The following is a 26,509-nucleotide window of genomic DNA, read 5'->3' on the forward strand; positions in this document are numbered from 1 at the left end:
CGACCGAGCTTACATGGGTGAGGGCGCTTTGCTTGCGAAGCATTGCTTCGCAAGCGCCCGAACGCACAGCCGCCAGCGGCTGGGCCGGGCCCCGGAGGGGGACTTGCAGCGGCCCCCGCAACCGGACCCACCCCGCCTACCCACGGATAGCCAGCTTCTGCCGTTGACGTTGACGTTGACGTTGACGTTGACGTTGACGTTGATTCGGCAGGTGCATGGCTGCAAGCCCTGCCGCCCCCCTCAACGCCTGGGAGCGAGCTGCTCGAGCATTTCCCAGGACTTCAGGCCGCGCGGCCCCAGGTGATGGGCCAGCACCCGCCGCATCGGCAGGCGCAGGCTGGCCAGGTCGGCGGCATCGGGCTCTTCATCGGCGGCCAGCGCCAGCAGCGCAGAACCCGTCGCGGCCGCCCGGCGTTCCCCACCGCGCTCGCTGAGCAGGCGCTGCGCGCCTTCCTGTGGGTCCAGTTCGTAGCGCGCGGCCGGGTCGATCGGCTGGCCGTCGCTGGCGCTGTCCAGATCGAAACCCAGGCCCAGCGCAGACAGCAGCTCGCGTTCAAACCGGCGCAGGGTCCAGGCCAGGCCGGCGCCCACGGCTAGCCGCGCGCGTGCCTCGCCGTAGGCCAGGTACAACTCCGGCAGCGGGTCCTGGCGCGGGGCCAGGCGCAGGGTCAATTCACTCAGGTAGAAGCCGGCCAGCATCGCCTGGCCGACCAGGCGCGGGGCAGCATCCAGTGCCTCGGCACCGCGCAGCTGGGCCAATTCGCCCCGCTGCTGGGCACTGAAGCGGATCCACTGCAGCGGTTGCAGGGCCGCGCGCAGCACCTGTCCCTTGGCGGTGGATACGCCACGCGCGAGCAGGCCGATCCGGCCATGCTGCGCGCTCAGCACTTCGACCAGCAGGCTGGTCTCGCGATAGGCCCGTGCATGCAGCACGAAGCCGGTGTCGTCCTCGATCATCATCGAAGCGACTGCAACGGCTTACTCGTAACCGAAGGCCTTCAGTGCGGCCTCGTCGTCGGACCAGCCTTCACGCACGCGCACCCAGGTCTCCAGGAACACCTTGGCGCCGAACAGGCGCTCCATCTGCAGGCGGGACTTGGCCCCGATCTCCTTCAGGCGGGTACCACCCTTGCCGATCACGATCGCCTTCTGGCCCTCGCGCTCGACCCAGATCACCGCACCGATGCGCAGCAGGTTGCCATCTTCGGTGAAGCGCTCGATTTCCACGGTGGTGGCATACGGCAGCTCTTCGCCGAGCTGGCGCATCAGCTGTTCACGTACCAGTTCGCCGGCCAGGAAGCGCTGGCTGCGGTCGGTGATCTCGTCTTCGCCGAACATCGGCGGCGCTTCCGGCAGCAGCGCCAGTACGTCGCGTACCAGTGCTTCCAGGCCGTTGCGCTTCTGCGCCGAGATCGGATGCACCGACGAGAAATCGCGGCCGGCCGTGACTTCCTGCAGGAACGGCAACAGCGCGCCCTTGTCCTTCAGCCGGTCGATCTTGTTGACCACCAGCACCACCGGGATACCGGCGTCGCGCAGAACATTGAAGGCCAGGCTGTCTTCCTCGTCCCAGCGACCGGCTTCGATCACCAGCAGGCCGGCATCGACGCCTTCCAGCGAACCGCGCGCGGCGCGGTTCATCACCCGGTTCATCGCCCGCTTCTGCACCTTGTGCAGGCCAGGAGTGTCGACCAGCACCAGCTGGCCTTCCGGATAGGTGGCGATGCCCAGCAGGCGATGGCGCGTGGTCTGCGGACGATTGGAGACGATGCTGACCTTGGCGCCGACCAGGGCATTGGTCAGGGTCGACTTGCCCACGTTCGGGCGGCCGATGACGGCCACGCTGCCGCAATGATGGGGAGTTTGTTCGCTCACTTGGAATCCAGTTGTTCTAGGACGGCCGCAGCCGCCTGTTGTTCGGCAAGCCGCCGCGAGGCGCCTTCGCCCTCGGTGCTGGCGGCCGGGTCGGCTACGATGCAGCGTACCCGGAAGTGTTTGGCATGGTCGTCACCGGATTCTGACACCAGTTCATACTGCGGCAACGCCTTCTGTCGGGCCTGCAGCCATTCCTGCAGGCGGGTCTTGGGGTCCTTCTCGGGCCGACCGGAAGCCGGCAGTGCCTCGATCGAAGCGCTGAACCAGGGCAGTACCACCGCCCGGCAGGCCTCGAAGCCGGCATCCAGGTAGATCGCGGCCACCACGGCTTCCACCGCGTCGGCCAGAATCGAGTCGCGACGATGACCGCCGGACTTCATTTCGCCCGGGCCCAGGGTCAGCCGTTCGCCGAGTTCCAGGGTGCGCCCGATCACCGCCAGCGCGCCTTCACGCACCAGCTCGGCACGGGCACGGGTCATCGCGCCTTCGTCGGCCTTGGGCCAGCGTCGGTACAACGCCTCGGCCGCCATCATGTTGACGATGCTGTCGCCGAGGAACTCCAGGCGCTCGTTGTGCGGCGCACCGGCACTGCGATGCGTCAGCGCCTGCTTGAGCAGGGCCGGGTCGCTGAAGGCATGACCGATCAGGTCGCCACGTTGGATGAATTTACTGGGCACCGCTTCGTGTCAGGTCCTGGGAAGAATCGAATTTGCCAACCACATCGAGGTTGCCGATCAGCTGACGGCGCACTTCGTAGTTGACCTTGAGGGTCCAGCCATTGTCGCGACGGTCGAACTTCACGCTGGCCGGCTTCACGTTGTCCGAATAGTTGATGTACAGGCGCTTGAAGAACAGGTCCTGGATGCGCGCCGGCTCCATGCTGCCCACGCCCGGCTCGTTGGCCAGGCTCTTCATCGCCGAGCGCACCGCGTAGTACTCCTGGTACATCGGGAACAGCTTCATGCCGATGTAGAGGAAGAAGCCAACCACGATCAGGACCGTCAGGAACGAGGTCAGGGTCATGCCACGCTGCGTGTTCATCGTCTTCATTGCGTTCTCCCCAGATACGCGTTGGATGTGAAAATACTCAGTTGGTGCCCGCTCAGTTGATGCTCGAGCCGATCCGCGACGGCTCGAAGCCATCCTTGCAGAACCAGCCCTGGCAGTTCAGCCAGATCAGGAACGCCTTGCCACGCAGGTTCTCTTCCGGCAGCAGGCCCCAGAAACGGCCATCGTCGCTGTTGTCGCGGTTGTCGCCCATCACCAGGTACTTGCCGGCCGGCACGGTCCACTGGCCCTGGCCACGCGGATAGTCGGTCTCCAGCACCGTGTGGGTGCGGCCCGGCAGGTGCTCGACCAGCAGGTTGGCGCCCTCGCCCTGGCCCTTGTGGCCGGCGTAGATGCCCTTGTTGTCGTACTTCAGCGGCTCACCGTTGAGGATCACGCCGTCGCCTTCGAAGACCACGGTGTCACCCGGCACGCCGATCACGCGCTTGATGAAGTTCTCGCCCTTGGCCGGATCGTTCTCGCCATGGCCGGGGAAGTGGAACACCACCACGTCACCACGCGAGGGCTCGCCCACCGGCACGAACTTGGTGTTGCTGATCGGCAGGCGCAGGCCGTAGGAGAACTTGTTGACCAGGATGAAATCGCCGATCAGCAGGTTCGGCATCATCGAGCTGGACGGGATCTTGTACGGCTCGGCAATGAAGCTGCGCACGATCAGCACGATCGCCAGCACCGGGAAGAACGCACGCGAGTAGTCCACCAGCACCGGCTCGGAATCGAGCAGACCCGCGCGCTGGGCGCGACGCTTGGCGAGGTACAGCTTGTCCGCGAGCAGGATCAGGCCCGAGGCCAGGGTCAGCACGACCAGGAGGATCTCAAACAGTTTCATTCAGGGTCCTTTGCAACGTCACCAGACGACCGGCCCCGCAGGGCCGGTGCGGGCTTACTTGTTGTCCATCTGCAGCACGGCCAGGAACGCTTCCTGCGGGATCTCCACGCGGCCGACCTGCTTCATGCGCTTCTTGCCTTCCTTCTGCTTTTCCAGAAGCTTCTTCTTGCGCGAAACGTCGCCACCATAGCACTTGGCCAGCACGTTCTTGCGCATGGCCTTGACCGTGGTACGGGCGATGATCTGCGAGCCGACGGCGGCCTGGATGGCCACGTCGAACATCTGGCGCGGGATCAGGTCCTTCATCTTTTCGCACAGCTCGCGGCCGCGACGGTCGGCATGGCTGCGGTGCACGATCAGCGACAGTGCATCGACCTTGTCACCGTTGATCAGTACGTCCACGCGCACGAACGGGCCTGCGTCGAAGCGCACGAAGTGGTAGTCCAGCGAGGCATAGCCACGGCTGACCGACTTCAGCTTGTCGAAGAAGTCCAGCACCACCTCGGCCATCGGCAGCTCGTAGCTGATCTGCACCTGGCTGCCCAGGTAGTTGATGCCGATCTGGCTGCCGCGCTTCTCTTCGCACAGCTTGATGATGTTGCCGATGTACTCCTCGGGGGTGAGCACGTTGGCACGGATGATCGGCTCGCGGATCTCCTCGACCTGGTTCACCGGCGGCAGCTTGGCCGGGTTGTCCATGTTGATGATCGAGCCATCGGTCTTCAGGACTTCATACACCACCGTCGGCGCGGTGCTGATCAGGTCCAGGTTGTATTCGCGCTCCAGGCGCTCCTGCACGATTTCCATGTGCAGCATGCCGAGGAAGCCGCAACGGAAGCCGAAGCCCATCGCCTCGGAGCTTTCCGGCTCGAAACGCAGCGCGGCATCGTTCAGGCGCAGCTTGTCCAGCGCTTCGCGCAGGTCCGGGTAGTCCTCGGCATCGACCGGGAACAGGCCGGCGAACACGCGCGGCTGCATTTCCTGGAAGCCCGGCAGCGGCTTCGGTGCCGGGTCGCCGGCCAGGGTAAGGGTGTCGCCGACCGGCGCACCGTGCACGTCCTTGATGCTGGCGGTGACCCAACCCACTTCACCTGCACGCAGCGCTGGCAGCACCTTGCGCTTCGGGGTGAACACGCCGACGTTGTCGACCTGGTGGTTGCGGCCGGTGGACATCACCTGCAGCTTGTCACCTGCCTTGATCTCGCCCTGCATCACGCGCACCAGCGAGACCACACCCAGGTAGTTGTCGAACCAGGAGTCGATGATCAGCGCCTGCAGCTTGTCGGTGTCGCGCGGCTTCGGCGGCGGGATGCGATGCACGATCGCTTCCAGCACGTCCTGCACGTTCAGGCCGGTCTTGGCACTGACCGGCACGGCGTCGGAGGCGTCGATGCCGATCACGGCCTCGATCTCGGCCTTGGCGCGCTCGATGTCGGCGGTGGGCAGGTCGATCTTGTTGATCACCGGCACCACTTCCAGGCCCTGCTCCACGGCGGTGTAGCAGTTGGCCACCGACTGCGCTTCCACGCCCTGGGCCGCATCGACCACCAGCAGCGCGCCTTCGCAGGCGGCCAGCGAGCGGCTGACTTCATAGGAGAAGTCGACGTGGCCGGGGGTGTCGATGAAGTTCAGATGGTAGGTCTGCCCGTCCTTGGCCAGGTACGGCAGCGACACCGACTGCGCCTTGATCGTGATGCCACGCTCGCGCTCGATCGGGTTGGAGTCGAGCACCTGCGCTTCCATCTCGCGGGCCTGCAGGCCACCACAGAGCTGGATGATGCGGTCGGCCAGCGTGGACTTGCCGTGGTCGACATGGGCGATGATGGAGAAGTTGCGGATGTTCCGCATCGAATCAGAAGACATAGGTGGCGGCGGCGCGCGGCGTCGTCAGGGTAACGGTCGATTATCGCATGCCCGGCGCCCGCCCGCGAAAACGGCCTCATCGGACCGGGCCCGGAATGGCCGAAGCCCCGCCAGGGCGGGGCTTCGGGGAAAAGCCGGGACCGCCGAAGCGGCCCCGGCAGGCCTTACTGGCCGGCCTTGACCGCGACGAACGCGCTGTTGCCGCTGCCGGTGCGCACCAGCAGCATCACCACGTCGCCCTTCTTGTAGCTGGAAAGCGCACGGTTCAGCGCGTCCACGCTGCCGACCTGGGTGCTGGCCACCTGCAGGATCACCATGCCCGGAGACAGGCCCGCATCACGCGCGCCCTGGCCCTTGACCCCGGTGATGCGCACGCCTTCGCCCGATTCCAGGCCCAGCTGCTTGCGCTGCGGTGCGGTCAGGTCACTGACGTCCAGCCCCAACAGGGCATTGGCGCCGGCCTGCGGAGCCGCATCGCTGTCGCCGGTGGCAGGGCCACGTGAACCGGCCTGCCCGTCTTCGGTCAGTGCGGTCAGGGTGGCGCTGAGGTCGCGCGGCTTGCCATCACGGATCACGCCCAGGGTGACCCGGCTGCCCGGTGCCATCGCGCCGATCAGCGGCGGCAGGTCGGACCAGCTGTTGACCGGCGCGCCGTTCACCGAACGGATCACATCGCCGATCTTCACCCCGGCCCGGGCTGCAGCCGAGTCCGGCACGATCTGGTTGACCAGGGCGCCGCGGCTGTCCGGCAGGCCCATCGCCTGCGCCTTCAGGCCGTCGATTTCCTGCACCACCGCGCCGAGCTGGCCACGGGTGACCTTGCCGGTCTTCTTGATCTGCTCGACCGCGCTCATCGCCAGGTCGATGGGGATCGCGAAGCTGATGCCCATGTAGCCGCCCGAGGCGGAGAAGATCTGCGAGTTGATGCCGACCACTTCGCCACGGGTGTTCAGCAGCGGGCCACCGGAGTTGCCCTGGTTGATCGCCACGTCGGTCTGGATGAAGGGCACGTAGCGCTGGTCCGGACCACCTGTGCTGCGGCCGAGGGCGCTGACCACGCCGGCAGTGACCGAGTGGTCGAGGCCGAACGGCGAACCGATCGCGACCACCCACTGACCCGGCTTGAGGGAGTTGGAGTCGCCAACGCGCACGGTCGGCAGGTTCTTGCCGTCGATTTTCAGCAGTGCCACGTCGTACTGCTGGTCGCTGCCCACCACTTTCGCGGTGAACTCACGGCGGTCACCCAGCTTGACCTTCACCTCGCTGGCATCGGCCACCACGTGGTAGTTGGTCAGCACATAGCCATCGGGCGAGATGATGAAGCCCGAGCCCATGCCGCGGCCCTTGATGCTGGGGCCACCGTCCGGACCGCCCGGGCCCTGCCCCGGCATCGGGAAATCCGGGCCGAAGAAGCGGCGGAAGAACTCCGGCATGTCATCGTCGCCGCCCATCGGGCCCCGCGAGGCCTGGCGGTTGTTGCGGACGATGGTGGTGTCGACGTTGACCACGCCAGGCCCGACCTGTTCGACCAGATTGGTGAAGTCAGGCAGGCCCGTGACCAGCGGCTGGGCCGGGGCCCGCGGCGCGGCGGCCGGCGCGGCCTGGGTCTGGGCGGCCGGAGCCGGGGCCTGCGCGCAGGCCACCAACGGCAGGGTCAGGGCCAGCAGGCCCATGGCCTGCGTGCGGAGTCGGGGAGTCATCGGACGGCAACCTCCGGATCGGATGGAAAGAGGAATAGGGGCCCCGCCGACGGCGGGGCGTGAAAGCGCCCGGCTCAGTCGCGCGGGCGCGGCGGCACCGGCAGGTCGTCCTGCAGGCGCGGCTCGAACGGGTAGAACGCGGCGCCCCCGGCGTGGGCCGGGAAGCTCGCATTGAGCGCGCCACCGGCAGCGGGCGCCAGGCTGGAGCGCGGCCACGGTCGCGCCTGCAGGCCACCAACCTCACCGAACGGCATGTTGCGGCTGGCATTGGCCGGCACGGTCGGGGTCAGCGGCGCCTGTGCGGCGGCCACGGCGCGTTGCGGCATGTCCTCGCGCTGGGCGGCACGCGCGGCCTGCTGGCTGCGGGTAGCGCTGGCGCGACGGGTGTCCTGGCGTCGGCTGGCCGCGGCCATGGCCACTGCCGGTACACCGGCCACGGCCATTGCGGCGGTCTCCACCGAGGCTTCGGTTACCGGAGCCGGCGTCGTCGGCGCCGGTGCGGGCGCAAGTTCGGCCTGGCTGGCGATCACCTGCGGTGCCAACGGCTCGCCCGGGGTGGCTTCCTTCAGCTTCTCGCCGCCCATGAACAGCGCCACCGCCGCCACCGAGGCGGCCAGTGCGGCGCCACCGCCCCAGGCCCGCCAACCGCTGCGGCGCACCTCGCGGCGCGGCTCGGCCTGCGGCGCCGGTTCGGCAGCGATGGCGGCGGCCACGGCCGCGCTGAAGCCGGCCGGCGCCAGCGCCGAGGCCTGCCCGCGCATCACGTCACCCAGCAGCTGCCAGCGTTCCTGGCAGCCGGCCAGCTCGGGGTCGTGCTCCATCCGGCGCAGCAGGAAGCGCGCTTCGTCGGCGCCCAGCTCGCCATCGACCAGGGCCGACAGCTGTTCGCGATGGCGCTGGTCCAGGCGCTGCCCGGCGGGCGATTGGTGGTTCTGCGATTCGTTGAACGGATTACTGGTCATACGCGGCTCTTCTCACGGGTGGCGCTGCCGATGTCCAACAGCGGCCGGAGTTCGGTGTCGATCGCCTCGCGCGCCCGGAAGATCCGTGAACGCACGGTGCCGATCGGGCACCCCATTTTCTGCGCGATATCTTCGTAACTCAGGCCTTCCACCTCGCGCAGGGTGATCGCCAACCGGAGTTCTTCCGGCAGCGCATTGACGGCCTTCATCACCGTCTGTTCCAGTTCCTGGCGCATCAACTCGCGTTCGGGCGTATCGGTGTCGCGCAGGCGCGTCCCGCTGTCGAACTGTTCGGCGTCACCGATGTCGATGTCATCGGTCGGCGGCCGGCGATTGTGTGAAGCCAGGTAGTTTTTGGCGGTATTCACGGCGATTCGATGCAACCAGGTTGAGAACTGGGCATCGCCGCGGAAACTTCCGATCGCGCGGTACGCACGGATGAAAGTGTCCTGGGCGACGTCCTGACATTCGCTCCAGTCGGCGATGTAGCGACCGACCAGGGCCACCACGCGATGCTGGTACTTGCGCACCAGGACATCGAACGCGGCGCTCTCGCCGTGCTGCACGCGCCGGACCAGTTCCAGATCCAGCTCCTGAGGTGTATCAACATCGGCCATGAGGGGCCGCACTCCTGTCAGCCCAACCGACGTCGGGCAATGAGACTGCCAATCCCGGGAAAAGTTCAGTCGCCGATCACCTGGCGCCGCACCAGCTTTTAACCACCGTTCCGTTAGCGTCCCGGTCCACGGCCATGGATCCGGGGTCGCCACTCCCCTGCTATTGGGATTTGACGCGGGGGAAACAACCTCTGGATCATAGCCGCTTCTCCATACACAACCGGATGGAACGTCCATGCTCTCAGGCTTCGATGGTCTCCGCTTCAGCCACTGGCACCCCGAGATCCGCGACGACGGCGTGGTGGTTCTCTCCCTGGATCGTCAGGACAGCAGCGTCAACGCCATGTCGCAGGACGTGCTGCTGGAACTGGGCGACCTGCTCGAGCGCATTGCACTGGACCCGCCCAAGGGCGTGGTGATCCAGTCGCTGAAGAAGGCCGGCTTCATTGCCGGTGCCGACCTGAAGGAGTTCCAGGAGTTCGACCGCCGCGGCACCGTCAACGACGCCATCCGTCGCGGCCAGGCCACCTACCAGAAGCTGGCTGAGCTGCCCTGCCCGACCGTGGCAGCCATCCACGGCCACTGCCTGGGCGGCGGTACCGAGCTGGCGCTGGCCTGCCGCTACCGCGTGGCCTCCAATGACACCAGCACCCGCATCGGCCTGCCGGAGACCCAGCTGGGCATCTTCCCGGGCTGGGGTGGCAGCGCGCGCCTGCCTCAGCTGGTCGGCGCACCGGCGGCGATGGACATGATGCTGACCGGCCGCACCCTGTCGGCCTCGGCCGCGCGCGGCATCGGCCTGGTCGACAAGGTGGTGGCACCGGCCGTGGTGCTCGACACCGCCGTCGCGCTGGCGCTGTCCGGCACCACCCGTCCGTTCAAGCAGCGAGCAACAGCGTGGGCCACCAACACCTGGCTGGCACGCACCCTGCTGGCACCGCAGATGGTCAAGCAGGTCGCACGCAAGGCCAAGAAGGACCAGTATCCGGCGCCCTACGCGCTGATCAGCACCTGGCAGCGCAGCGGCGGCAAGCCGATCCAGGCGCGCCTGGATGCCGAACGTCGCGCGGTGGTGAAGCTGGCCAGCACGCCGACCGCGCGTAACCTGATCCGCATCTTCTTCCTGACCGAGCGCCTGAAGGGCCTCGGCGGTGGTGATTCCGGCATCCGCCACGTGCACGTGGTCGGCGCCGGCGTGATGGGCGGCGACATCGCCGCGTGGGCCGCCTACAAGGGCTTCGACGTGACCCTGCAGGACCGCGAGCAGCGCTTCATCGACCCGGCCATGGAGCGCGCGCAGGCGCTGTTCGCCAAGAAGGTACGCGACGAGAGCAAGCGTCCCGCGGTGGCCGCGCGCCTGCGTGCCGACCTGGAAGGCAACGGCGTGGCCGAGGCCGACCTGGTGATCGAGGCGATCATCGAGAACCCGGAAGCCAAGCGTGCGCTGTACCAGACGCTGGAACCGAAGATGAAGCTGGATGCGCTGCTGACCACCAACACCTCTTCGATTCCGCTGGTGGAGCTGCGCGACCACATCCAGCGCCCGGCACAGTTCGCTGGCCTGCACTACTTCAACCCGGTCGCGCAGATGCCGCTGGTGGAAATCATCCATCACGACGGCATGGCGCCTGAGACCGAACGTCGCCTGGCCGCGTTCTGCAAGGCACTGGGCAAGTTCCCGGTGCCGGTGGCCGGCAGCCCGGGCTTCCTGGTCAACCGCGTGCTGTTCCCGTACATGCTGGAAGCCGCCACCGCCTATGCCGAAGGCATCCCGGGCCCGGTGATCGACAAGGCCGCAGTGAAGTTCGGCATGCCGATGGGCCCGATCGAACTGATCGATACCGTGGGCCTGGACGTAGCCGCCGGTGTCGGCCGCGAACTGGCACCGTTCCTGGGCCTGCAGATTCCGGCCGCGCTGCAGACGGTGGAACCGGACAAGCGCGGCAAGAAGGATGGCCAGGGCATCTACACCTGGGAGAACGGCAAGCCGAAGAAGCCGGACGTGGCCAGCGATTACCAGGCCCCGGCCGATCTGGAGGACCGCCTGATCCTGCCGCTGTTGAACGAAGCGGTGGCCTGCCTGCACGAAGGCGTGGTGGCCGATGCGGACCTGCTGGATGCCGGCGTGATCTTCGGCACCGGCTTCGCACCGTTCCGCGGTGGTCCGATCCAGCACATCCGCGCGGTGGGTGCCGACGCGATCGTCGAGCGGTTGAAGGCGCTGCAGCAGCGCCATGGTGACCGTTTCGCACCGCGCCCGGGCTGGGACAACCCCGCCCTGCGCGAACCGGTGGTGTGAGTTGATCGGCCGGGCCTGCGGCCCGGCACCCGCAGAGGCAACAGCAACAGCCGAAGCCAGAGCCGGAGCAACAGCCGGCTCTGGTTTTTCTGTTTGTTGGGCGGGGTGGTGTGGGCTTGCAGGACACGCCGTAAACCCGTCCATGGGGGCTCGATGGCGCCATCCATGGCGCCAACGGTCCTGCAAGCCCACACCGCCCCACCCCTGACAGTTTCCCGGTGACGGTCAGTGACCTTCGGGAGCTGGTAGGTGTCGACCTTGGTCGACACGCTTGGTCCACGCCATGCGTGGATGCGAGCGAAGCGACCGGCGTTTGATTTTGATTTTGATTTTGATTTTCTTTTTTCTTCTCCGTGGCTGGACGCACACGGAAACTGTCAGAGGCCGGGCGGGTGGGTGGCGCAGGGGCGTGAGCCGCATGGATGCGGCGATCGAGCTTACATGGACGTACTTGCAGCGTCCCCTGCGCCACCCACCCGCCCGGCCAAGCGCAGCTTTTGATCTTGCTTCTGCCTTCAGCGACCAACCCACAGCCACGAGGGGCTGCGCCGTTGGCTGGAACCCCAGTCGAGCAAGCTCGACTCTACGGAACAACCTGTTACCCATACGGGGCATGTCCCCGTCACAGCTGCATGCGATGCTGATCACCTGATCCCTGCCAGCGAGAACGCCCGCATGACCACCATCATCGCCCCGCGCGTGCACGACATCGGCGGACTCGAAGTCCGTCGCGCGGTCCCCACCCTGCAGGCGCGCAGCATCGGCTCGTTCGTGTTCGTCGACCAGATGGGCCCGGCACTCATGCATCCCGGCACGGCCATCGACGTGCGCCCGCATCCGCATATCGGCCTGGCCACCGTCACCTATCTGTGGTCGGGCGCGATCGGCCACCGCGACACGCTGGGTTCGGACCAGGTGATCCGTCCCGGTGACGTCAACTGGATGACCGCCGGCCGCGGCATCGCCCATTCCGAGCGTACGCCGCAGCCGGACCGCGACCATGACAACCCCATCCACGGCATGCAGACCTGGGTGGCGCTGCCGAAATCGCATGAGGAAATCGAACCGGCGTTCTACCACCATGCCGCCGCCACCCTGCCGGAGCAGCGCCGCAATGGCGCATGGCTGCGCGTCATTGCCGGCCGCGCCTACGGCGAAGAATCGCCGGTGAAGGTGTTCGCCGATACGCTCAACGTGGCGATCGACCTCGACCCGGATGCGGAAATCGATATCGACAACGGCCACCGCGAGCGCGCGCTGTACATCCTCGAAGGCGACGCGCAGCTGGATGGCGTGGACATCCCTGCCCAGCACCTGGTGATCCCCGAGGCTGGTGCGCGTGGCCGCCTGCGCGCGAAGACGCCGGTGAAGGCGATGTTGTTCGGTGGCGAGCCGCTGGATGGCCCGCGTCACCTGTGGTGGAACTTCGTGTCCAGCTCGAAGGAACGTATCGAACAGGCCAAGCACGACTGGGAGGCCGGCCGCTTCGGCACCATTCCGGGCGACGACAAGGAATTCATCCCGCTGCCGCAGTACTGAACATCGCGTGTTGCACACATCCGAAGGTGTATCCCTGCACCCGGCGTTGACACTACAGTCACCCGCTGATCATTGAAATGTGACATAAATCACACTTTCGACCGTCAAAGGAGTGCAACACATGAGCATGGGTAAACGCTTGTCCGCCGAGTTCCTCGGCACGTTCTGGCTGGTTCTGGGTGGCTGTGGCAGTGCCGTGCTGGCCGCCAAGTTCGGCGGTGACGGCAATCCGCTGGGTATCGGTTTCCTCGGCGTTGCGCTGGCCTTCGGCCTGACCGTGGTAACCGGCGCCTATGCGTTCGGCCATATCTCCGGCGCGCACTTCAATCCGGCGGTCAGTGTCGGCCTGTGGGCCGGCGGTCGTTTCCCGACCAAGGACCTGATCCCGTACATCATCGCCCAGGTCGCCGGCGGCCTGCTGGCCGGCTTCATCCTGCTGCAGATCGCATCGGGCGCCAGCGGCTTCGCCATTGATGGCAGCCAGGCCGGTGCATTCGCCAGCAACGGCTACGGCGCGCTGTCCCCCGGCGGCTACAGCGTGGCCGCGGCCTTCCTGTGCGAAGTGGTGCTGACCGCCGTGTTCCTGATCGTGATCATGGGCGCCACCCACGGCAAGGCACCGGCCGGGTTCGCCCCGCTGGCGATCGGCCTGTCACTGACCCTGATCCACCTGATCAGCATCCCGGTCACCAACACCTCGGTGAACCCGGCCCGTTCCACGGCGGTGGCCTTCTTCGCCGGCAGCGGCGCGGTCAGCCAGCTGTGGCTGTTCTGGGTTGCCCCGCTGCTGGGCGGCGCGATCGGCGGCATCATCTACAAGTGGATCGGCAACGACCGCTGAGGCCCGTGCGGACCATTGCGGCCGACCATCGGTCGCAATGGTTACGCGTGTAACCGCGATTTGTGCGATCGCTCACGTTCCGTTAAGGTTGAGTTGACCGTCCGTGCACATGCCGGCCGGGGCGGCATCCGGGGATGGGATGCCAAGGCTGCCGGTCCATCCGGCGGAGCCAACGACACACCACCTTGGGGGATGCATGAAGTTCGCGCCTGTAGTGTTGTCGAGCCTGCTGTTCGCGGTGGCCCAGGCCGCCGCGCAGGCTCCCACCGAATGTCCTTCATTGCCGGCCAGCAGCGGCCTGCAGTGGCAACAGCAGGCACAGGCCGATTTCCTGGTCTGCCGCGCCAGCACCGGCGATGGTCGCGAGGTACTGAGCCTGATGCTCAGTGCGCGCGATCCCAACCTTCCATTGAACCGCTCGCTGCGCCAGGAAAAGGGCAGCTTCGGCGGTGAATCGCTGTACTGGTACCAGCCAGATCTGGGTGGCCAGCAGCCGCCGGGCTATGCCGAGCGTCGCATCAGTGTGGTCAAGCTCGACAAAGGGCGTTACGCGCAGATTTCGCTGTATCCGGACAGCGCGCAGGAACTGGGCTCGCTGCAGCAGCTGGCGCAGGGCATGAGCCTGACTCCGTCGGCCGTGGCCGCGGGGCGCTGAAGGTGACGGGGATGACTGCCTGGCAGCATCCCCGCAATGCGAGCCGATCCGACGGTAGTGCCGGCCGCTGGCCGGCACCCCGATCCGCCTTTGTCCGAGGCTGCTGCCGGCCAGCGGCCGGCGCTCCCTCAGAACTTGCCTTCCTGGAAATCGACGAAGGCCTGCATCAGTTCCTGCCGCGTGTTCATCACGAACGGGCCATGCCGCATCACCGGCTCGCGCAGCGGACGGCCAGCCACCAGGATCAACCGCGCGCCTTCGTTGCCGGCCGAAAGGTGCAGCTGTTCGCCGCCGCCCAGCACCGCCAGTTCCTGGCGCGCCACGTCACGCGCAGCGTCCTGCTCACCTACGGTCACCGCACCTTCGAACACATAGGCAAACGCGTTGTGGCCTTCCGGCAACGCATAGGTCCACGCCCGATCCGGCGCCAGCGTGATGTCCAGGTAGAGCGGATCGGTGGCCGGCTGCACGATCGGGCCATCGGTGCCGTCCACGCTGCCGGCAATCACCTTCACCTCCACGCCCGGCTCCGGGTGCACCACGGGAATGCGCTCGGGTGCGAATTCCTGGTACTTCGGCTCGGTCATCTTCTCCTTCGCCGGCAGGTTCACCCACAGCTGGAACCCGCGCATCTGCCCGCTTTCCTGCTCGGGCATTTCCGAATGCACCAGGCCACGGCCAGCGGTCATCCACTGCACGCTGCCCGGGGTCAGCAGGCCTTCGTTGCCATGGTTGTCGCGATGCCGCATGCGCCCGTCGAGCATGTAGGTGACGGTCTCGAAACCACGGTGCGGGTGTTCCGGGAAGCCGGCGATGTAGTCCTCGGCGCGGTCGGTACCGAACTCATCAAGCAGCAGGAACGGATCCAGGTCGGGCAGCGTCGGGCCGCCGATGACGCGGGTCAGGCGCACGCCGGCACCGTCGGAGGTGGGCATGCCACGGATGGTGCGCAGTACGCGGACCGGTTCGGGAAAGCTCATGGCGACTCCTGTTGGATGGGTGCCACTGAAGATGGACGCCACACGGCCGTACGCCAATGGATGGCTCCGCAACCGATTGTTCCATCCCTGATGTTCGCTGCACGTCAGCGCAGCCGCCGTACGACCAAAGTACTACCGCTGATTCGTCCTGTGCCAATTGACCCTGTCGTGGGCAAGCAGGACTCTTTGTCTGTCTTTCCGGGAGAGAGCACCTCATGAAAGGGTTTTCCAAACTGGGCTGGGCGGTACTCGCTCTGCTCGGCGCGTTCTGTCTGGGCACCGTGGCGCTGCGCCGCGGCGAACACATCAATGCCCTGTGGATCGTCGTCGCGGCGGTGTCGCTGTACCTCGTCGCCTATCGCTTCTACAGCCTGTTCATCGCCAACAAGGTGATGCAGCTGGATCCGACCCGGGCCACCCCGGCGGTGATCAACAACGATGGCCTGGACTACGTGCCGACCAACAAGCACGTGCTGTTCGGCCACCACTTCGCCGCCATTGCCGGCGCCGGCCCGCTGGTCGGCCCGGTCCTGGCCGCGCAGATGGGCTACCTGCCCGGCCTGCTGTGGCTGGTGGTGGGCGTGGTGTTGGCCGGTGCGGTGCAGGACTTCATGGTCCTGTTCCTGTCCAGCCGCCGCAATGGCCGCTCGCTGGGTGACCTGGTAAGAGAAGAGATGGGCCAGGTGCCCGGCACCATCGCGCTGTTCGGTGCGTTCCTGATCATGATCATCATCCTGGCAGTGCTGGCGATGGTGGTGGTCAAGGCGCTGGCCGAAAGCCCGTGGGGCATGTTCACGGTGATCGCGACGATGCCCATCGCGATCCTGATGGGCGTGTACATGCGCTACATCCGCCCCGGCAAGATCGGCGAGATCTCGGTGGTTGGCCTGATCCTGCTGCTCGCCGCGATCTGGTACGGCGGCAAGGTCGCCGCCGACCCGGTCTGGGGCCCGGCGTTCACCTTCACCGGCACCCAGATCACCTGGATGCTGATCGGCTACGGCTTCGTCGCCTCGGTGCTGCCGGTGTGGCTGCTGCTGGCCCCGCGTGATTACCTGTCGACCTTCCTCAAGATCGGCACCATCATCGCGCTGGCCATCGGCATCCTGGTGGTGATGCCGGAACTGAAGATGCCGGCGCTGACCCAGTTCGCCGCCAGCGGTGATGGCCCGGTGTGGAAGGGCGGCATGTTCCCGTTCCTGTTCATCACCATCGCCTGCGGTGCGGTCTCCGGCTTCCATGCGTTGATTTCCTCCGGCACCACGCCGAAGCTGCTGGCCAATGAAGCGCACATGCGCTACATCGGCTACGGCGGCATGCTGATGGAATCGTTCGTGGCGGTGATGGCGCTGGTGGCGGCCTCGATCATCGATCCGGGCATCTATTTCGCGATGAACAGCCCGGCGGCGGTGATCGGTGCCGATGCGGCCTCGGCCGCGCACTACATCACCAACACCTGGGGCTTCACCATCACCCCCGAGCAGCTGACCGCGACCGCGGCGGCCATTGGTGAACCCACCATCCTGCATCGTGCAGGTGGCGCGCCAACACTTGCGGTAGGCATCGCGCAGATCCTGCACGAAGCGATTCCCAGTGGCAGCGACGCGATGATGGCGTTCTGGTACCACTTCGCGATCCTGTTCGAAGCGCTGTTCATCCTCACCGCGGTGGACGCCGGTACCCGTGCGGGCCGCTTCATGCTGCAGGACCTGCTGGGCAACTTCGTGCCGGCCCTGAAGAAGACCGAATCGTGGACCGCCAACATCATCGGCACCGCCGGCTGCGTGGCGCTGTGGGGCTACCTGCTCTACACCGGCGTGGTCGATCCGTTCGGCGGCATCCAGACGCTGTGGCCGCTGTTCGGCATCTCGAACCAGATGCTGGCCGGCATCGCATTGATGCTGGGCACGGTGGTGCTGTTCAAGATGAAGCGTGACCGCTATGCATGGGTGACTGCGGTACCGGCGGTGTGGCTGCTGATCTGCACCACCTACGCCGGCTTCATCAAGATCTTCGACAGCAACCCGGCACAGGGCTTCCTGGCACAGGCACACAAGTTCCAGGCCGCGCTCGCCAGCGATACCATCACTGCACCGGCCAAGTCGGTGGCGCAGATGAAGCAGATCGTGGTCAACGCCTACGTCAACACCGGCCTGACCGCCCTGTTCCTGCTGGTGGTGGGCGCGGTGCTGGTGTATTCGATCAAGACCATCCTGGCGGCCCGCCGCAATCCGCAGCGCACTGACCGTGAGACCCCGTACGTGGCGCTGAAGCCGCATGAAATGGTGGATCTGTGATGAGTACCCAACTGGTTCCCGCCGGCCAGTACCAGGCGCACCGCCGCATCTGGCGGCGCCTGGTGCAGACCGCACGACTGTGCTGTGGCATCCCTGATTACGACAACTACGTCCGGCACATGCTGGAAAAGCATCCGGACCAGGAGCCGATGGACTACAAGACGTTCTTCCGCGAGCGCCAGGAAGCGCGTTATGGCGGACGCAACGGTGGCCGCTGCTGTTGAGGGTCCGGTTCAACAGCGCTCGAGTGACGTTGAGTAGATCCACGCCATGCGTGGATGAAACCTGGCAGATATCGAGTTGAGTCCGGGGTCAGATCCGTTTCCTCCGGGAAACAGATCTGACCCCTTCCTTGTTCATGGATACCCATGAAATGCATCCACGCATGGCGTGGATCTACGGAAGCATGACGCCAGGGCGGTCCGAACTCAGCCGGTGGCCATCCACTTCAGGATCAGGCCGGTGACGTAGGCCAGGCCCGTGCCGGTGGCATAACCCACCGTACCCAGCAGCACGCCCACCGGCGCCAGCGTCGGATGGAACGCCGCCGCCACCACAGGGGCCGAAGCGGCTGCGCCGATGTTGCCCTGCGAACCAATGGCGAAGAAGAACAGCGGCGCGCGCAGCAGCTTGGCCACCACCCACAGCACCAGCACGTGCGTGGCCATCCAGATCGCGCCGAGCAGGAACAGCCACGGCCGATCCAGCAGCGACAGCAGGTTCATCTGCATGCCGATGCAGGCGATCAGGAAGTACAGGAACACCGTGCCCAGCCGCGAAGCGCCAGCCGCTTCCAGCCGGCGGGCACGGGTGAAGCTCAGGCCCAGGCCCATCGCCGTGGACAGCAGGATCACCCAGACGAACTGGCTGTCGAGGCTGAACTGGCTGGCCCAGCTGACATTGGCCTTGAACCAGCCCGCCAGCGGCGCGGCGATTGCATGAGCCAGGCCGACGCCGCCCAGTGCCACGCCAACGATCACCATCAGGTCGGTCATGCTGGGAATGCGCGCGTTCTGCGCCTCGTAGGCACTGATGCGCGCCTTCATCTCGTCGATGGCACGGGTGTCGGCACCATTGCGGGTGTCGATCTGCTGTGCGCGGTTGGCCAGGAACAGCAGGATCGCCATCCACAGACTGGCACAGGCCACGTCAACCACCGCGAACTGGCCGAAGGTGGTGGCATCGGTGCCGAACACCTCGCGCATGGCGACCATGTTGGCGCCGCCACCGATCCAGCTGCCGGCCAGCGCCGCCATGCCGGCCCAGGTATCACCGGCCACGGTTTCCGGATGGATCAGCTTCATCAGCTGGAATGAAACGATGGCGCCGAGCATGATGCCGGCGGTACCGGCACAGAACACGATCAGCAGTTTCGGGCCGAGCTTGATGACGCCTTTCAGGTCGATCGACAGGGTCAGCAGGACCAGCGCGGCCGGCAGCAGCACGTCACGCGCGACCGGGTTGTACAGCGAGGTATTGTGGCCATCGATGACACCGGCGGTGTTGTAGATGGCGGGGATGAAATAGCACAGCAGCAGGGCCGGCACCCAGGCGAAGATCTTCTTCAGCAGCGGGGTTGGACCACTGGCGGCCCAGAAGATCAGGGCCAGGGTGGCGGCAATCAGGCCCAGTCCAACGATGTCGTTGCTGATCAGGGCAGTAGCGGGTTCGGTCGGCATGGGATCCTCTGTCGATCGAAAGAGCGGAGAAAAAAAAGCGCCGCATAAGGCGGCGCAGATCGAGATTAACATTGTCTTCACGCCCGGTCATGCTGCAGTGCCGACACCCCCATCCCGTCAGGGAGCCCACTCATGCAGCTTGGTGCCTTTTCGGTCAGCCTCTCGGTGAAGGATCTCGCGGCCTCCCGTGCCTTCTACGAAGCCCTGGGCTTCTCGGTCACCGGCGGCGATCCGGCACAGAACTGGCTGGTGATGCGCAGCAACGGCACGGTGATCGGGCTGTTCCAGGGCATGTTCGAGGGCAACCTGCTGACCTTCAACCCCGGCTGGGACCAGCACAAGCAGGAACTGCCCCACTTCCAGGATGTGCGTGAGCTGCAGGCAGAGCTGGACGCCAGGGGCATCGAACTGGCGGTCCGCACCGATCCTGATGGCCAGGGGACCGGCTATCTGCAGTTGGCCGATCCCGACGGCAACGTGATCCTGATCGACCAGCACGTGGCGCGACCGAACGGGCGTTGAAGCGGACAGCCATTGCCTGGGTGGGCGTCGACCTTGGTCGACGAACGGCATGCCAACCAAGGTTGGCATCTACCAGAGCACGCCCAGCCACCGCCAGGGCATACCAACCAAGGTTGGCATCTACACGAACGGCCGGATCAGCGCGGTCGCGAGGCACCGAAATCAAGCGTGACACGCGTGCCACGCGGCTCGCAGGGCTGCAACTGCAGGGTCCATCCCAGGTGCTCGCACAGCCGCGCGATCAGATCCAGTCCGATGCCGCCGCCACGATCGGCGCGTTCGCCACGGGCCATCCGCGCATGGATCGCCGCGATCTCTTCCGGGCTCATGCCATGTCCCGGGTCCTGCAGGGTCAGCACCGCCGACGAACTCAGGCGCAATTCGATGTGGCCACGGCCACTGTTCTCGATGGCGTTGCGCAGCAGGTTGCCGATCGCTGCCTGCACCACCGCCAGCGGCGCGACGATGTCCACCGGTGCGGCCTGGATGCCGATGCTCAGGTCCTTGTCGCCCAGCAGGTGGCGATGGTCGTCGACGATCTCCGGCAGCAGCTGATCCAGCGCGATGCGCTCGGCACGCGCCGCCAGTCGCGCCGGATCACGCGCCAGCACCAGCAGCAGTTCGATCAGCTGCTCCACGCTCTGCGCGGTGCGCAGTACCCGCTGCATCTGCTGGCGCGCACGCTCGGGCAGGCCCGGTTGCTCCAGCGCCAGTTCGGCGGCACCGGTCATCACCGCGATCGGCGTGCGCAGTTCATGGCTGGCGGTGCTGATGAAGACCCGCTCGCGTTCGACGAACTGCTCGTTGCGGTCCAGGTAGTCGTTCAACGCATTGGCAATGGTGTGCAGCTCTGAGCTGCCGCGCGGGTCGACCTCGATGCGCTGCCCCTGCACGCCCGGCCTGAGCGCGGCGATGTGTTGTGCCAGCAGGCTCAGCGGACGCACCATCCGCTCCATGCCGAACGAAGCCATCAGCACGGTAACGAAGATCATGATCACCCCGGCCAGCATCACCCAGCGCGTGGCGAACTGTTCCAGGTCATGGAAGTCGGAGATGTCCAGTACCAGCGCGACCCGTCCCATCGACTGGGTTTCACGCACCATCACCGCCGTCTCGCGGCCCTTGACCATTACGCCGTCGTGCAGCCCTGGATGCAGGGTACGCAGGCTATCGGGAAGGTTGACCGCGTCGAAGCGGTACAGGCTCAGCGTGTCCGAATCCTGCCAGCGATAGTGCGGTTCGTGCTCGACATGCTCGACGATGCTGTCGAGCTCGGAGTTGAGCAGCGCGCGCCAGGCGGCATGCTCGGCGTGCTCGTGCACGTAGTTGCCGACGCTGAACACCGCGATCGACAGCAGCGCCAGATAGCCCAGCAACCACCACACCACGCGCCGGTACAACGGCCCCGGCTTACGCGCCCTCATCAGCATTCCTGCCGGCGTCGGCACCCTCCACTACCGCCAACCGGTAACCCACGCGCGGCAGGGTGTGGATCAGCTTCTCGGCAAACGGACCGTCAACGCTGCGACGCAACTCGTAGACATGCGAACGCAGCAGGTCGCCATCCGGCGGCTCGTCACCCCACAGGGCGAACTCCAGCTGCTGTCGCGTCACCGCACCCGGGCTGGCCCGCATCAGCACTTCCAGCAGTTTGCGGCAGGCCGGGTACAGGTGCAGCACCTGGCCCTCACGCTGGGCCTCCAGCGTCGCCAGATCCAGCACCAGATCGCCCACCTGCAGGCGCTTGCGCGGGTTGCGGCCCTGCGCACGCAGCAGCAGCGCTTCCAGCCGCACCTCCAGCTCGGGCAGGGCGAACGGCTTGGTCAGGTAGTCGTCGGCACCGGCGCGGAAACCGGCGATCTTGTCCGGCAGTTCATCGCGCGCGGTCAGCATGATCACCGGCACCTCCGACGCGTGCTCGGCACGCAGCCGGCGCAGCACTTCCGGTCCCTCCATGCGCGGCAGCATCCAGTCCAGGATCACCGCATCGTAGGGGTGGCTGCCGGCCAGGTGCAGGCCGGTGATGCCATCCGGGGCCACGTCCAGCACATGCCCGCGCGACTCGAAATAGTCGAACAGGTTGGCCACCAGCTGGCGGTTGTCCTCGATCACCAACAGACGCATGCACGAAACATCCACGGAAGTTCGTACCATGGTAGCGCCGCCCATGTCGGAATGCGGTCGTCCCGCCCCCTTCTGACGCTTTTCCCACCCCCGCCACCTCAGAATGGCCGTTTTGCTCCCGGAGCCTGCCGTGCCCGTAGCCCTGCCCCGCCGTTGGCGACTGCCCCTGTTGTGGCTGCTGATCATTGCTGCATTGGCAGCGGGCATCGGCCTTCGGCAGCCGCAGCCACCGGACGAGCCGCGCTTCGTGCTGGCCGCACGGACCATGGTCGAGAGCGGGCAATGGCTGCTGCCGCATCGTGGCAGCGAGCTGTATGCCGAGAAACCACCGGTGTTCATGTGGCTGCAGGCGGCCGCCTACGAGGTGGTCGGCAGCTGGCAATGGTCGTTCCTGCTGCCGTCATTGCTGGGCGCCCTGCTGAGTCTGTGGCTGGTGTCGGATCTGGCACGGCGGCTGTGGTCGCCGCGGCATTCCATCTATGCCCTCGCGGCGCTGTTCTGCACCCTGCAGTTCGGGCTGATGGCCAAGCGTGCGCAGATCGACATGGTGCTGGTGGGGATGACCACCGTCGCCCTGTGGGGCTTGATGCGGCACCTGTGCGAACGTCGCAACCTGCCCGCGTTGTGGCTGGCCGGTTTCGCCGCCGGTGTCGGCACGGTGACCAAGGGCGTGGGTTTCCTGCCGCTGCTGCTGGTGCTGCCCTGGTTCGGCTGGTGGCTGTACCAGCGCCGTCGCGGGCACCGTGTGGAGGGTCCGCACCCGGCAACGCTGCTGTGGTTGATCCCGGCGTTCCTGCTGGGCGTGGGCGTGTGGCTGGCGCCGCTGGGCTGGGCCCTGCTGCATACGCCCAGCGCCGAACTGCAGGCCTACGCGCACGAGCTGTTGTTCAAGCAGACCGGCACCCGCTACGCCAATGCCTGGCACCACCGGCAGCCGGCCTGGTACTACCTGCAGGTGATCCTGACCCTGTGGCTGCCGGGCAGCCTGCTGCTGCCGATGCTGTTCAAGCCCTGGTGGCGCCGCATCCGTCGTGGCGATCGCCGCCAGTGGCTGCTGCTGGGCTGGGCCGTACTGGTACTGGTGTTTTTCAGTGCCAGCCCGGGCAAGCGCGAGGTGTACCTGCTGCCGATGCTGCCGGCGATGGCACTGGCCGTGGCGCCGCTGCTGCCCGGCCTGCTGCGCCGCGTGTGCGTGCGCCGCTACCTGTTCGGCTACAGCGTGGTGCTGATGCTGGCCACCGGCGTACTCGGCGTGATGCTGATGACCGAGCACCCATGGGCGTTGGCGCAACTGCAACGCCGCGCCATGCCCGAGACGTTGCTGCCGGTGCTGGGCGATGGCCTGCTGACCTTCGCCATTGCCCTGGCCACGCTGATCGTGTGGCTGCGGGTACGCCGTGCCGCGACGCTGGTACTGCTGACCCACGGCATGCTGTGGATGCTCTACGGCCTGGTGCTGATGCCTGCACTGGACCCCTTCGCTTCGGCGTCGGCACTCATGCGCCGGGTGGGCGCGCGGATCGGACCCGACGCCGAACTGGCGCTGGTGGCCTGGCGCGAGCAGAACCTGTTGCAGGCCGACCGGCCGGTGCGCGAGTTCGGCTTCAAGCGGCCCTGGGCCGAGCAGTGGCACGACGCCGGCCCGTGGCTGGCCGAGGCACCGGACAAGCGCTGGCTGCTGGTGCTGGACGATGCGATGAGCCCGTGCGTGGACCCGAGCAAGGTGATCGATATCGGTATTGCCAACAGGAATCGCTGGCAACTGCTTCCCGGTACCGCGTGGGACGCGGAATGCCACGCCGAACGGGCCGGCGCGACCGCTGAAGAAGACTGAACGCTGACCCGTGCCGGGCAAGCATTAACCCGGCACGAACGAGCGTCCGACCCTTCTCCGACATCCAGGTGACGAGCATGGCCGCGGATTCCCGACCCGCCCTTTCCCAGCATGCCCGTCCGTCCCCTTGATTCGGTAGCGCCGCTTGCGACATCGCCACTGGCGTCAAAATTCGCCGTAACTCACCTCTGGCTGCCTGTCGCAATCGGTCTGCCCGTGTTTACGCTGCTGATGGGTTTCGGCGGCGACCAATGGGTGGCCGATCACCTGTTCCGCCTTGAGGGTGGCCATTGGGCGCTGCAGGACGCCTGGGTCACCCGCACGGTGGTGCACAAGGCCGGCAAGTGGCTGAGCACGGCTGCTGCGCTCGTGGCGATCCTGCTGTGCTTCCACCACTGGCGTAAGGGTCGCGATCACACCCTGCGGTGGGCGCTGCTTTATGTCGTAATCGCCATGGCCCTGGGCACCGGTGTGATCTCCCTGCTGAAGTCGCTGGTGCCGATGGAATGCCCCTGGGACCTGCTGCGCTACGGCGGCCACCAGCCGTTCATCGGGCTTTTCACGGCACGCCCCGCAGGCATGGCCGCGCAGGCCTGCTTCCCGGCCGGCCACGCCAGCGCGGGTTATGCATGGTTGTCCCTGTACTTTTTCGCCTTGCTGTGGCGCCCTTCATGGCGCTGGGCCGGGTTGTGGATCGGCCTTGGCACCGGCCTGGTATTCGGCGTGAGCCAGCAACTGCGGGGCGCGCATTTCCTTTCGCATGACGTTGCTACTGCGTTGATCTGCTGGCTGATTTCGCTGGGCCTGTATCTGATCGTCAAACGCGTCCTGGCCCGCCGTCAGCTGGACCGTCCCCACCGCCAGGAGGCAAACGCATGAATGCATCGGTCCAACGCCCCACCCGCCTTCCCGCGTTGGCGAACCTTCGCCGCTGGCGGCCGCAGCTGTCCACCGAAGCACTGATCGCACTGACCAGCCTGTTCTTCGCGGTGGCAGGCAATGGCCTGTTCTGGCACAGCGCGATGGCCAGCCATCCGAGCAGCCTGCGCTACGCGCTGTCGCTGCTGCTGTTGCTGCTCGGTGCGCACGGCGTGCTGCTGGGCATCCTGGTCTGGCGCTGGAACGCCAAGGTGGTGATCAGCCTGTTGCTGCTGGTGACCGCATTCGCTGCGCATTACATGAGCCGTTACCACATCTACCTGGATGCGGACATGCTGCGCAACGTGCTGGCGACCGATCCCAAGGAAAGCCGCGAGCTGATGACCATATCGCTGGTGTGGCCGGTGCTGTTGCTGGCAGTGCTGCCGATGGCGGTGCTGTGGCGCGTGCAGCTGCGCCGCCGCAGCTGGGGCCGCAGCCTGCTCTGGCGCGTCGGCTTCCTGGTCGTGGCGGCAGTGACCGCGGTGGGCGGCGCATTGATCTCGTTCCAGGATGTCTCGGCACTGATGCGCAACCAGCGCGAAGTGCGTTACCTCGCCACCCCGGCCAATGTGCTGCTGGGCGTGCCGCGTGCACTGCGTGGCGACAACCCGGTACAGCGCGCACCGAAGCTGCCGATCGGTACCGATGCCAAGGCCACCCCGCGCGCGCCGGCCAGCAAGCCGCGCCTGCTGGTGATCGTCATGGGCGAGACCGTGCGCGCGCAGAACTGGGGGCTCAACGGTGGCCGCAACACCACCCCGGAACTGGCCCAGGCCAGCGTGATCAATTTCCCGGACATGCACTCGTGCGGCACCAGCACCGAGGTTTCACTGCCGTGCCTGTTCTCGCCATGGGGCAGGCACGACTACGACGAGAAGAAGATCCGCGCGCACCAGTCGCTGCTGCACGTATTGAACCGTGCCGGCATCGCACCGCTGTGGCGTGACAACCAGTCTGGCTGCAAGGGCGTGTGCGAAGGCCTGGACTTCCAGTCATTGTCCGATGCGACCACCCCGGGCCTGTGCGCTGACGGCCGCTGCATGGATGAAATCCTGCTGCAGGACCTGGCCACCCAGGTGCGTGCAAAGCCGGGCGACCGGGTGGTGGTGCTGCACCAGCTGGGCAACCACGGCCCGGCCTACTTCGAGCGCTACCCGCCCGCGTTCCGCCGCTTCACCCCCACCTGCGATACCCGCGACATCGGCCGCTGCTCGCGCGAAGAGATCACCAACAGTTACGACAACGCCGTGCTGTACACCGATCACTTCCTGACCAAGACCATCGGCACGCTGCAGGGCATGCAGGACTACGACACGGCGATGATCTACCTGTCCGACCACGGCGAGTCGCTGGGCGAGAAGGGCCTGTTCCTGCATGGCGTGCCCTACGCCATCGCCCCGGCCGAGCAGACCCGGGTACCGATGACGATGTGGTTCTCGCAGGGCTTCGCCAGCAGCCGCGGGCTGGACCTGCAGTGCGTGCGCAAGCGTTCAGCGGCCTACACCGACCACGACAACCTGTTCCCGTCGGTGCTGGGCCTGATGCAGGTGAAGACCTCGCTGTACGAGCGCGACCGCGACGTGTTCGCCAACTGCGAGGGTTGAGGGTTGTTCGGCAGGGCTTGCAGCCCTGCACCCGCGGTAGTGCCGGCCGCTGGCCGGCAGCCTCGACAGCAACAGCAACAGCAACAGCAACAGCAGAAGCTGGCTATCCGTGGGTTGGCGGGGTGGGTCCGGTTGCGGGGGACGCCGTAAATACATCCCTGTAGGCTCGGTCGCGCCATCCATGGCGCTCACGCCCCCGCAACCGGACCCACCCCGCCTTCGACAGTTTTCTGCGATCTGATGGAACGGCCTTGGGGGGCGTAACGGTTTGAGGGGGGGAACGGGGAGGGACCCCCAAAA

The 26,509-nt window shown here is 66.4% G+C and carries 23 protein-coding genes; 10 read left to right on the forward strand and 13 right to left on the reverse strand.

The window, feature by feature from the left end; translation table 11 throughout:
• Positions 1-240: 240 nt before the first annotated feature.
• The 9 genes from recO to rpoE form a co-directional block, all read right to left on the reverse strand.
• Positions 241-960: a DNA repair protein RecO gene (gene recO, locus ABE423_RS16185; RefSeq protein ID WP_032129846.1), complete on the reverse strand. Its 720-nt coding sequence runs from the start codon at positions 958-960 to the stop codon at positions 241-243.
• Between the two features lie 18 nt (positions 961-978).
• On the reverse strand, positions 979-1,875 hold the full coding sequence (era, locus tag ABE423_RS16190; protein WP_006382863.1) for a GTPase Era: 897 nt from the start codon (positions 1,873-1,875) through the stop codon (positions 979-981).
• Positions 1,872-2,552, reverse strand: a complete 681-nt coding sequence (gene rnc, locus ABE423_RS16195; protein WP_012511808.1) for a ribonuclease III — start codon at positions 2,550-2,552, stop codon at positions 1,872-1,874. The genes era and rnc overlap by 4 nt, the downstream gene beginning before the upstream one ends.
• A complete protein-coding gene (locus ABE423_RS16200; protein ID WP_346486735.1) occupies positions 2,542-2,925 on the reverse strand; it encodes a DUF4845 domain-containing protein in 384 nt (127 codons plus the stop codon). Before ABE423_RS16200 ends, rnc begins: the two co-directional genes overlap by 11 nt.
• A gap of 52 nt (positions 2,926-2,977) precedes the next feature.
• Positions 2,978-3,772, reverse strand: coding sequence for a signal peptidase I (lepB, locus tag ABE423_RS16205; protein WP_032129848.1), 795 nt, complete (start codon positions 3,770-3,772; stop codon positions 2,978-2,980).
• A 54-nt stretch (positions 3,773-3,826) separates the two neighbouring features.
• Complete coding sequence (lepA, locus tag ABE423_RS16210) at positions 3,827-5,620, reverse strand: translation elongation factor 4 (RefSeq protein ID WP_032129849.1); 1,794 nt, start codon at positions 5,618-5,620, stop codon at positions 3,827-3,829.
• A 179-nt stretch (positions 5,621-5,799) separates the two neighbouring features.
• Positions 5,800-7,335 carry a DegQ family serine endoprotease gene (locus ABE423_RS16215; protein ID WP_032129850.1) on the reverse strand — a complete coding sequence of 512 codons (1,536 nt, stop codon included), beginning with the start codon at positions 7,333-7,335 and terminating at the stop codon, positions 5,800-5,802.
• Positions 7,336-7,409: 74 nt separating this feature from the next.
• Entirely contained in the window at positions 7,410-8,297 is an 888-nt protein-coding gene (locus ABE423_RS16220; protein WP_346486738.1) for an RseA family anti-sigma factor, read from the reverse strand.
• Positions 8,294-8,914, reverse strand: a complete 621-nt coding sequence (rpoE, locus tag ABE423_RS16225; protein ID WP_010482816.1) for an RNA polymerase sigma factor RpoE — start codon at positions 8,912-8,914, stop codon at positions 8,294-8,296. Before rpoE ends, ABE423_RS16220 begins: the two co-directional genes overlap by 4 nt.
• A gap of 235 nt (positions 8,915-9,149) precedes the next feature.
• On the opposite strand from rpoE, the gene ABE423_RS16230 reads away from it, so the two are divergent.
• The 4 genes from ABE423_RS16230 to ABE423_RS16245 all read left to right on the forward strand — a co-directional run bounded on the left by ABE423_RS16230 (position 9,150) and on the right by ABE423_RS16245 (position 14,248).
• A complete protein-coding gene (locus ABE423_RS16230) occupies positions 9,150-11,213 on the forward strand; it encodes a 3-hydroxyacyl-CoA dehydrogenase NAD-binding domain-containing protein (RefSeq protein ID WP_346486740.1) in 2,064 nt (687 codons plus the stop codon).
• Between the two features lie 675 nt (positions 11,214-11,888).
• On the forward strand, positions 11,889-12,752 hold the full coding sequence (locus ABE423_RS16235) for a pirin family protein (protein ID WP_032129853.1): 864 nt from the start codon (positions 11,889-11,891) through the stop codon (positions 12,750-12,752).
• Between the two features lie 121 nt (positions 12,753-12,873).
• Complete coding sequence (gene aqpZ / locus ABE423_RS16240) at positions 12,874-13,593, forward strand: aquaporin Z (protein ID WP_032129854.1); 720 nt, start codon at positions 12,874-12,876, stop codon at positions 13,591-13,593.
• Between the two features lie 196 nt (positions 13,594-13,789).
• Positions 13,790-14,248, forward strand: a complete 459-nt coding sequence (locus tag ABE423_RS16245) for a hypothetical protein (RefSeq protein WP_032129855.1) — start codon at positions 13,790-13,792, stop codon at positions 14,246-14,248.
• 128 nt (positions 14,249-14,376) lie between these two features.
• Here ABE423_RS16245 and ABE423_RS16250 read toward each other — a convergent pair whose 3' ends face one another.
• The gene (locus ABE423_RS16250) at positions 14,377-15,228 is read right to left on the reverse strand and encodes a pirin family protein (RefSeq protein ID WP_049401340.1); all 852 of its coding nucleotides are present in this window, start codon (positions 15,226-15,228) and stop codon (positions 14,377-14,379) included.
• Between the two features lie 215 nt (positions 15,229-15,443).
• On the opposite strand from ABE423_RS16250, the gene ABE423_RS16255 reads away from it, so the two are divergent.
• The gene (locus ABE423_RS16255) at positions 15,444-17,525 is read left to right on the forward strand and encodes a carbon starvation CstA family protein (RefSeq protein ID WP_049401342.1); all 2,082 of its coding nucleotides are present in this window, start codon (positions 15,444-15,446) and stop codon (positions 17,523-17,525) included.
• Positions 17,525-17,749 (forward strand): CstA-like transporter-associated (seleno)protein, encoded by a 225-nt coding sequence (locus ABE423_RS16260; protein ID WP_005410613.1) that lies wholly within the window; start codon positions 17,525-17,527, stop codon positions 17,747-17,749. The genes ABE423_RS16255 and ABE423_RS16260 overlap by 1 nt, the downstream gene beginning before the upstream one ends.
• Positions 17,750-17,953: 204 nt before the next feature.
• Here the strand turns inward: ABE423_RS16260 and ABE423_RS16265 are convergent, their stop codons facing one another.
• Positions 17,954-19,204, reverse strand: coding sequence for a DUF819 family protein (locus ABE423_RS16265; RefSeq protein ID WP_125895856.1), 1,251 nt, complete (start codon positions 19,202-19,204; stop codon positions 17,954-17,956).
• A gap of 132 nt (positions 19,205-19,336) precedes the next feature.
• Between ABE423_RS16265 and ABE423_RS16270 the strand changes: the two genes are divergently transcribed.
• Entirely contained in the window at positions 19,337-19,726 is a 390-nt protein-coding gene (locus ABE423_RS16270; RefSeq protein ID WP_032129859.1) for a VOC family protein, read from the forward strand.
• A gap of 137 nt (positions 19,727-19,863) precedes the next feature.
• On the opposite strand, the gene ABE423_RS16275 is transcribed toward ABE423_RS16270, so the two are convergent.
• Both ABE423_RS16275 and ABE423_RS16280 read right to left on the reverse strand, forming a co-directional pair.
• Entirely contained in the window at positions 19,864-21,150 is a 1,287-nt protein-coding gene (locus tag ABE423_RS16275; RefSeq protein WP_049461542.1) for a HAMP domain-containing sensor histidine kinase, read from the reverse strand.
• Positions 21,137-21,850 (reverse strand): response regulator transcription factor, encoded by a 714-nt coding sequence (locus tag ABE423_RS16280; RefSeq protein ID WP_032129861.1) that lies wholly within the window; start codon positions 21,848-21,850, stop codon positions 21,137-21,139. Before ABE423_RS16280 ends, ABE423_RS16275 begins: the two co-directional genes overlap by 14 nt.
• A gap of 130 nt (positions 21,851-21,980) precedes the next feature.
• On the opposite strand from ABE423_RS16280, the gene ABE423_RS16285 reads away from it, so the two are divergent.
• The 3 genes from ABE423_RS16285 (at position 21,981) to ABE423_RS16295 (ending at position 26,209) form a co-directional block, all read left to right on the forward strand.
• A complete protein-coding gene (locus ABE423_RS16285; RefSeq protein WP_121504620.1) occupies positions 21,981-23,684 on the forward strand; it encodes a glycosyltransferase family 39 protein in 1,704 nt (567 codons plus the stop codon).
• A gap of 111 nt (positions 23,685-23,795) precedes the next feature.
• Positions 23,796-24,563, forward strand: coding sequence for a phosphatase PAP2 family protein (locus ABE423_RS16290; protein WP_346486746.1), 768 nt, complete (start codon positions 23,796-23,798; stop codon positions 24,561-24,563).
• Positions 24,560-26,209, forward strand: a complete 1,650-nt coding sequence (locus tag ABE423_RS16295; protein WP_346486747.1) for a phosphoethanolamine--lipid A transferase — start codon at positions 24,560-24,562, stop codon at positions 26,207-26,209. Before ABE423_RS16290 ends, ABE423_RS16295 begins: the two co-directional genes overlap by 4 nt.
• Positions 26,210-26,509 lie beyond the last annotated feature (300 nt).

This window comes from Stenotrophomonas sp. TWI1409, from assembly GCF_039673015.1.
Taxonomy (GTDB): domain Bacteria; phylum Pseudomonadota; class Gammaproteobacteria; order Xanthomonadales; family Xanthomonadaceae; genus Stenotrophomonas; species Stenotrophomonas maltophilia_A.

What these genes read in the sequence shown, in the direction of transcription:
- recO (WP_032129846.1), bottom strand. Translation starts at nt 960, where the DNA reads ATGATGATCGAGGACGACACCGGCTTCGTGCTGCATGCACGGGCCTAT.
- ABE423_RS16200 (WP_346486735.1), bottom strand. Translation starts at nt 2,925, where the DNA reads ATGAAGACGATGAACACGCAGCGTGGCATGACCCTGACCTCGTTCCTG.
- lepB (WP_032129848.1), bottom strand. Translation starts at nt 3,772, where the DNA reads ATGAAACTGTTTGAGATCCTCCTGGTCGTGCTGACCCTGGCCTCGGGC.
- lepA (WP_032129849.1), bottom strand. Translation starts at nt 5,620, where the DNA reads ATGCGGAACATCCGCAACTTCTCCATCATCGCCCATGTCGACCACGGC.
- ABE423_RS16215 (WP_032129850.1), bottom strand. Translation starts at nt 7,335, where the DNA reads ATGACTCCCCGACTCCGCACGCAGGCCATGGGCCTGCTGGCCCTGACC.
- ABE423_RS16220 (WP_346486738.1), bottom strand. Translation starts at nt 8,297, where the DNA reads ATGACCAGTAATCCGTTCAACGAATCGCAGAACCACCAATCGCCCGCC.
- rpoE (WP_010482816.1), bottom strand. Translation starts at nt 8,914, where the DNA reads ATGGCCGATGTTGATACACCTCAGGAGCTGGATCTGGAACTGGTCCGG.
- ABE423_RS16230 (WP_346486740.1), top strand. Translation starts at nt 9,150, where the DNA reads ATGCTCTCAGGCTTCGATGGTCTCCGCTTCAGCCACTGGCACCCCGAG.
- ABE423_RS16235 (WP_032129853.1), top strand. Translation starts at nt 11,889, where the DNA reads ATGACCACCATCATCGCCCCGCGCGTGCACGACATCGGCGGACTCGAA.
- aqpZ (WP_032129854.1), top strand. Translation starts at nt 12,874, where the DNA reads ATGAGCATGGGTAAACGCTTGTCCGCCGAGTTCCTCGGCACGTTCTGG.
- ABE423_RS16245 (WP_032129855.1), top strand. Translation starts at nt 13,790, where the DNA reads ATGAAGTTCGCGCCTGTAGTGTTGTCGAGCCTGCTGTTCGCGGTGGCC.
- ABE423_RS16250 (WP_049401340.1), bottom strand. Translation starts at nt 15,228, where the DNA reads ATGAGCTTTCCCGAACCGGTCCGCGTACTGCGCACCATCCGTGGCATG.
- ABE423_RS16255 (WP_049401342.1), top strand. Translation starts at nt 15,444, where the DNA reads ATGAAAGGGTTTTCCAAACTGGGCTGGGCGGTACTCGCTCTGCTCGGC.
- ABE423_RS16260 (WP_005410613.1), top strand. Translation starts at nt 17,525, where the DNA reads ATGAGTACCCAACTGGTTCCCGCCGGCCAGTACCAGGCGCACCGCCGC.
- ABE423_RS16265 (WP_125895856.1), bottom strand. Translation starts at nt 19,204, where the DNA reads ATGCCGACCGAACCCGCTACTGCCCTGATCAGCAACGACATCGTTGGA.
- ABE423_RS16270 (WP_032129859.1), top strand. Translation starts at nt 19,337, where the DNA reads ATGCAGCTTGGTGCCTTTTCGGTCAGCCTCTCGGTGAAGGATCTCGCG.
- ABE423_RS16275 (WP_049461542.1), bottom strand. Translation starts at nt 21,150, where the DNA reads ATGAGGGCGCGTAAGCCGGGGCCGTTGTACCGGCGCGTGGTGTGGTGG.
- ABE423_RS16280 (WP_032129861.1), bottom strand. Translation starts at nt 21,850, where the DNA reads ATGCGTCTGTTGGTGATCGAGGACAACCGCCAGCTGGTGGCCAACCTG.
- ABE423_RS16290 (WP_346486746.1), top strand. Translation starts at nt 23,796, where the DNA reads ATGCCCGTCCGTCCCCTTGATTCGGTAGCGCCGCTTGCGACATCGCCA.
- ABE423_RS16295 (WP_346486747.1), top strand. Translation starts at nt 24,560, where the DNA reads ATGAATGCATCGGTCCAACGCCCCACCCGCCTTCCCGCGTTGGCGAAC.